The sequence below is a fragment of the Streptomyces sp. NPDC047061 genome (genome assembly GCF_040643955.1).
Classification (GTDB): Bacteria; Actinomycetota; Actinomycetes; order Streptomycetales; family Streptomycetaceae; genus Streptomyces.
In genome coordinates, this window is sequence record NZ_JBEYVI010000104.1 from 1 (window position 1) to 5,918 (window position 5,918).

Consider the following 5,918-nt stretch of genomic DNA (forward strand, 5'->3'; position numbering starts at 1 on the left):
CGCACGTACCGGGAGTGCACCCAGTCCGACTCCGTCCCGCAGCCCGGGCAGACAGCTGCGGCATCGTCCCGGGTTCGGGCCGTGATCCGCAGCAGATCACCGCTGGCCTCCACACGATCGACCCGTACCGCGGCCAGCTGCGGTAACAGGTCTTCCAGCCCTATTGCACACACCACCAGGATGACTCCGCCAACCAGCCGACACCACAGGCCAGTTGACCCGATCACCCGCTACGAAAATCTTGGAAGACCCGGTGAGCGTACAGACCCAACTACGACCCGAAAGCCGACGACCTTCCTGACACAGGGAAGCTCGCAACCTGGCAGAAGGTACTTCTGGGCGCCGTCTCGGCCGTGTCAGTGGCCGTGGCCGTGGCCGCCGCTCCTGTGATCGCCGTCATGGCCCCAGGGTGCCTGGCCACGGCCCCGGTGTGCGCCGCGGAGATCGCGGAGATCGCGACGGGCGGGGCATCCGGCCAGGGCGCTGTGGCCTACGCCGAATACACCGAGGGTTACGAGGACTACAAGTCCTGGCAGGTACTCTGCGCGCACCTCGCCGTGAGTCCGGACTCAACAGCCAGCCCGGCGTACTGCATTCCGCACGTTCTGGTCGAAGTGGCCGCCGACATGTACAGCCGCCCGATGGATCCGGACCAGCTGGCCGAGTTCATCGAAACGGTGGCCGGGCAGCTGGAAGAGCTTCGAAGAATGCACCCCCGGCTCACCGCAGCCCGCGCCGAATGGGCAGCGCGGGCTGACACTACGGCCGACGCCGAGGCCGCATAATCCCACCGTCCGATGGAATCCCGCACCTACCGGAAAGCCGCCCTCGCCATCCGGCCGCGGACAGTAGCCAGGCGCTCACCTTGGCATGGTGGACGGGAGAAGAGCCACGTATGGTCGCAGCCACTGGGCGGTACCGCCCTGCCAAAGGCAAGGAGTCGGTAGTGGCCATGGCACCGCGCCTCGCAACACCTTCCGCATCACGCGCACCGCGCCACTGATCCTGGCGACGGTCCCTAGCCGACCGCGTCGCTGATGCCACCGATGGCGCGATGCACGACGGGCCCGACCGATTCTCCTGGTCAGGCCGGTCACGCATTTGTGCCAGCAGTCAGCAACAGCACCGTTCAGCGGTGCTTGGCCTCGTTCAGTCGTGTCCACTCAAGGATCAACTCCGAGGCGACGGCGCCGGCTGCCGCCTGAACCCTCGATTGCAAGGCTGGAATCGCCGCGATCTTGGACGCCTCAAGGTGGTCCCAAAGGATGCCTGGCGGCCGGTGCGGCGTGCTGCAAGTGATGACTTCGTCGGGCGTGATGATCACGTCGACGTTCACGTCATGCTCTGTGGATGGAATGGGGGTTTCGATCACTTGGAGGGGGTGCACGGTGGTGACGACGAGCGTCTCGGGCCCGACGAGTCCAGCCTCGGTGAGCAACGCAAACTCCAGGTCGGAGTACCCGGCTCCTTTGCCGATCCGAACGCCGGAGCGGTTGACCGCCACGCTGCCGAGGACCACCACGCTGATGGGACGCAGGGCATCGACTTCGACCGTCGGTGCGATGGTTGCCGCGACGCGGCTGCTCGCTGCCTCGTGCGGTGGTACTTCCAGGACGTCCGGGTCGAGGAGGTAAAAAGGCTTGGGCGTGGCCAGCTTCGGGACGGCCATGTAGAGGAGTTTGCCGTCCTCCAAAGCGCGAGCGCGCACAGGGAGTTGGGCTTTGTCCGGTACTGCCTTGATGACCGTGGCGTTCTTCCACGCCTCAAGCCCGGCGAGTCGTGCAGCGGCTTCTTCGGAGCCTTTGAAGTTGGGTATGCGGCCATGGGCCGTGTCGTCGTGCACCGCGCCGGCCGCGTCGAGGGCATCCCAGACCTGCGTCCGTACGAGCTTCTTTGCGTCATCGTGTGTCGCGGACACAACAGGTTCTCCTTACGCTTACATCGTTGCCATGAGCGCGAACAGCCGGTCATGGATGTCGGCGACGACCGGGTCCTGCCGCCAGGGCCGCAGCTCTTTGGCGGCGCTGAAGACCACGTTCAATCCTCCCCCGCCCCGGGTCTCCTCCAGTTCCGTGATGGCCTCGGCGAGCGTGATCACCGCGGCGTCTACCTCGCGTTGGCGAATATAGGCGAGCGTAAGGTTGCCCAACACGATCGCGCGAGACTTTCGCCGATCTTGCAGTTCCGCGGCCGTGGTCTCCAGGAATTGCTGGGCGCGTCGGTGCTGTCCCAGGGAGAGGTAGCACGATCCGGCGAGGCGGCCGAATTGGCCGGGGGAGACGAGATCGGCTGCGGCATCCAAGCCGTCGGACCTTTCCAGATGTCGTTGGGCTGCATCGAGTGCTCGTTCGCACTCCTTTGCTTCTCCGAGCATGGCGTGAGCTTCGCCGGCGTGCAGGAGAGCCATGCCGGTCAGGGCCGGGCTGATCGAGCGGGCCGTGGCCGCTGCCTGGAGTGCGAGGTCCAGTCCCGTCCGTGGGTCTTGAGCTCCGTAGAGCGCGACGTAGCAGGTCCGCAGAAGAGCATGGCCTTCGAGAGCGTGATCACGCAGGCGTCGGGCGACCGTAACGCCCTGGTCGTAGTAGCTGCGTGCCGTGGCGTGGTCGCGTCTCTGTGAGGCGTCCCAGACGAGCTGCCCCATGAGCGTGAAGGCATCGCCTTGGAGGGAAAGCAACTCGCGTTCTGTTCGTCCGCGGGGAGCCTTCCGCGCCATGAAGGTGATCAGGCTGAGCTGTTCTCCGCCCTTGGCAAGGAGGCTGGCCGACGGTGTGCGGTCGTACCGTGCTGCGAGCTCCTCGAATTCGCTCCGCAGCTCAGGTCAGCGAGCCGCTTGCCGAGAGAGCCACCGAACACGCCGGCGGTCCCCTTCCGACAGCTTGGCGCCGTAGCCCAGGCCGAGTCTCTCCACCACACCCTCTCGTCGGCCGCCAGGCGATCCCCTACACGGCGGCATGCGCCTCCAACCGGCTCAACAGTGTCCGGAGCGCGGGCATCGGGTGGCCACCGCCGTGGCCCTCGGCCAGGCAGTCGTACATGGTTTCGACGTCCTGGGCGCGGACCTTGCCGCCGTGGTGGAACCGGTTGAACGCCTGGTAGTCCAGCGGCAGCATGTCCCGTTCGATGGCTTGGTGTGTCTGGGCGGTCTCGAGTGGCCCCATGGCCTTGGCCATGTGTTCGCCGGCCCGGCCGTACCGCGGGAGGGTCATGATCTCGGCCTGAGCGCGGCAGGCCAGATTCCAGAGCTCCTCGTCCCGGACGAGGGTGGTGAAGTCGGGCCACCCGGCAAGCTCGGCGGCCGCGTACACCGGCGAGGCGGCGGTGCAGAAGACGTCGTCGACCTCGCGGCTGACCTGTGCGCACTTCGACACGCCGCTGCGCTCGTACAGCGCGGCGAACTGCTGCGCGGCAGCGGCGTTGCCCGTCTCGACGCGAAAGCCGATCCGGTTCGTCGGATGCCGGTAACAGACGCCGGCCCGGGCCACCCGCGATGGATCCGTGGGCGGATGAACGGGCAGGTCGGCCGAGGCCTGATGGCTGAGCATGCCGAGGAATCCATGCGTGAGCCGGTCGCCGCCGACGCCAAGGGTCTCACGGTGGTGCTCCCGGACGCCGAGGCCGAAGCCGCACATGATGACGTGCGCGCCGCAGGCTCGGACCAGCTTGCCCAGGCCGCGCAGCAGCTCGGCACCTTCGGGTGTCCGGCTGGTGTGACCGTCCAGCGTGATGATGACGAACTGGAAACTCGTGCCCGCCAGTTCCGCGACGTCCTCGACGACGCGGTAGGTGTCGAATGTCTTCAGTTCGGCGTCGTCGTAGCAGTACAGCCGCTGTGGCGAGCTCAGGGCGGCTTTCCTGCCGGGCCGCACCAGGAACGTGATGTCGACCTCCGCCAGGCCGAGGTGGTAGCCGACGGGTAGTCCCGTCGCTCCGGCACCGACGATGAGGACGGACGGGGTGGTCATGGGTTTCCTCCGGTGAAATCGTGCTGCCGGCCGAGCTCGGCCGGTAGTTGTGCTGCCGGGCCGACGTCGTCGCCGGTGCCGCGGCAGGCAACGTTCGCCGCGCCGCGTTCACCGCCCCGGAGCGCGGACGCGATGGCGGTGTCGACACCGGGAGCGGCTCGTGCCGCAGTCCCCTGACCGAACCGGTCGAAGTCCCCGCTCCGGATCGCGTCGCCGTTGCAGATCACGGGCTTGTGAATCTCGGTGCGCTCGCGGTCCGCGTCGTCGCGGCGCCAGCACAGCGCGTCGCCGCCGGTACGCGACCGCGGCCGCAGAGGGAGGCGATGACGCTGCGGGCGACCAGCCTCAGTGAGACCAGCAGCCTGAGCCACGACTACACCTCCGAAACCAAGCCTCATTTGTGGAACTGAGTGTCAGAGTAGATCCATGGTTTCGAAATCGCAATCATGCTTCCGTCGGCAGTAGAGTCGCACTGTGCCCTCTGCCGAGACGCGAACCAGCATCCGAAACATCGCCCGCAGCGCCGTACGAGCCGAGCTTGCCCGGACCGCCTTCGATCTGTTCCGCCGCGAGGGCTACGAGAACGTCACCGTGAACGACCTCGCCGCGGCGGCCGGTGTGTCACGCAGCACGTTCCTGCGCTACTTCGGCAGCAAGGAGGAGGCCGTTCTCGGCGTCTTCGACACGCACGGCGAGCACGTCGCCGCCGCGCTGTCCGCCCGTCCGGCGGCCGAGAACGACTGGACTGCGCTGCGCCGCGCGCTGGACACCGCGTTGGAGCACTACCGACAGGACCCGGACAGCGCGCTCGCGATGACAAGGCTGGTGAAGGAGACCCCGGCACTGTGCGCGAGCCGGCTGGGGAAGCAGAGTGGCTGGCGGCCGGCGCTGGCCGGCGCACTGGCCGACCGCACGGGATCGGCCGAGCAGCCGACGCTCACCCACGCAGTGCGCGTCGCCGCTGCGCTGGACTGCCTGAACGTCGCCCTTGACCACTGGACCGACTCCGATGGCCGTCTCGACCTCCCATCCCTGCTGGATGAGGCGTTCGCGGCCCTCGAGTGCTGACCCCCTCCACCGCAAGGCAGGGTTGCCGCCATCCCGATGCCCGGGTGCGCGGGGCAGCCGGGGCTGAGACTGCCGATGAGCAGACACGGCGTCGATGGCGTCCTGGACGGGGGCCTGTCCGGCCGACTGCACGCGCGGGCGGGCGGGCGTTCACGGTAGGGGGCAGCGTCGATCCACGAAGGACGTGACCCGGTGATCGCGTCAACCAGCCATGGGACCCCGCTGACGACCGGGGCCCCTGACCGCCTATTTAAGTATGATCGGGCGGGATCGCAGCGGCACCCCGTCGCCGCGTGCGAGGCATGCTGCGCCCAGGGCGCCGACATACAGGCCGCAGGACCAGTCGAGAGCGGGACGACGTGCCCGACCGCCGTCAGCGAGGTAGCAGGTCGCGGAATCCGGTGAGCAGGGCGCGCAGCCCGAGGTCGAAGGCCGAGGTGGCGCGACTGCGGTCGGCCGGGGTCTGGTCGAGTACGACACTGAGGTGCGGAGTCGTGTCGCGGGCGACGGGCGGACGCGCGCCGCACCTACGAACGGATCCTTCAGACCGCCATCGAGCACTTCACGACGCGCGGTGTCGACACTTCGCTGGAGGACATCGCCAAAGATGCCGGGGTGGGGCCGGGAACGCTTTATCGTCACTTCCCGACCCGAGAGGATCTGCTCGCCACCGCGCTGCACGACAGCCAGGCAGGACTTGTGGCGAGAAAGGTCGATCTGGAGGCAATGGATGACCCGGTGGTGGCCCTTAGTGAATGGCTCAGCGAGCTACGCCGCCACCTGCACGCCTTCAAAGGACTGGCCGATCCCGTACTGAGCGCGGTCAAGGAACAGACCGCGCCGCTCACCCTGACCTGCCAGAGCATGGAGGCCATCACCGGGGGCTTC

The 5,918-nt window shown here is 67.7% G+C and carries 7 protein-coding genes; 3 read left to right on the forward strand and 4 right to left on the reverse strand.

Annotation, left to right across the window (positions count from 1 at the left end; genetic code table 11):
• Positions 1-353 precede the first annotated feature (353 nt).
• Positions 354-785: a hypothetical protein gene (locus ABZ887_RS50745; RefSeq protein ID WP_361306469.1), complete on the forward strand. Its 432-nt coding sequence runs from the start codon at positions 354-356 to the stop codon at positions 783-785.
• Positions 786-1,129: 344 nt separating this feature from the next.
• Here the strand turns inward: ABZ887_RS50745 and ABZ887_RS50750 are convergent, their stop codons facing one another.
• The 4 genes from ABZ887_RS50750 to ABZ887_RS50765 form a co-directional block, all read right to left on the reverse strand.
• On the reverse strand, positions 1,130-1,918 hold the full coding sequence (locus tag ABZ887_RS50750) for a 5-formyltetrahydrofolate cyclo-ligase (protein ID WP_361306471.1): 789 nt from the start codon (positions 1,916-1,918) through the stop codon (positions 1,130-1,132).
• An 18-nt stretch (positions 1,919-1,936) separates the two neighbouring features.
• Positions 1,937-2,641: a transcriptional regulator gene (locus tag ABZ887_RS50755; RefSeq protein WP_361306473.1), complete on the reverse strand. Its 705-nt coding sequence runs from the start codon at positions 2,639-2,641 to the stop codon at positions 1,937-1,939.
• A gap of 298 nt (positions 2,642-2,939) precedes the next feature.
• On the reverse strand, positions 2,940-3,962 hold the full coding sequence (locus tag ABZ887_RS50760) for a ketopantoate reductase (RefSeq protein ID WP_361306475.1): 1,023 nt from the start codon (positions 3,960-3,962) through the stop codon (positions 2,940-2,942).
• On the reverse strand, positions 3,959-4,333 hold the full coding sequence (locus ABZ887_RS50765) for a hypothetical protein (protein WP_361306477.1): 375 nt from the start codon (positions 4,331-4,333) through the stop codon (positions 3,959-3,961). The genes ABZ887_RS50760 and ABZ887_RS50765 overlap by 4 nt, the downstream gene beginning before the upstream one ends.
• 103 nt (positions 4,334-4,436) lie before the next feature.
• Between ABZ887_RS50765 and ABZ887_RS50770 the strand changes: the two genes are divergently transcribed.
• Both ABZ887_RS50770 and ABZ887_RS50775 read left to right on the forward strand, forming a co-directional pair.
• Positions 4,437-5,030, forward strand: coding sequence for a TetR family transcriptional regulator (locus tag ABZ887_RS50770; protein ID WP_361306479.1), 594 nt, complete (start codon positions 4,437-4,439; stop codon positions 5,028-5,030).
• A 537-nt stretch (positions 5,031-5,567) separates the two neighbouring features.
• On the forward strand, positions 5,568-5,918 hold a 351-nt coding region (locus ABZ887_RS50775), incomplete at its 3' end, for a helix-turn-helix domain-containing protein (protein ID WP_361306481.1).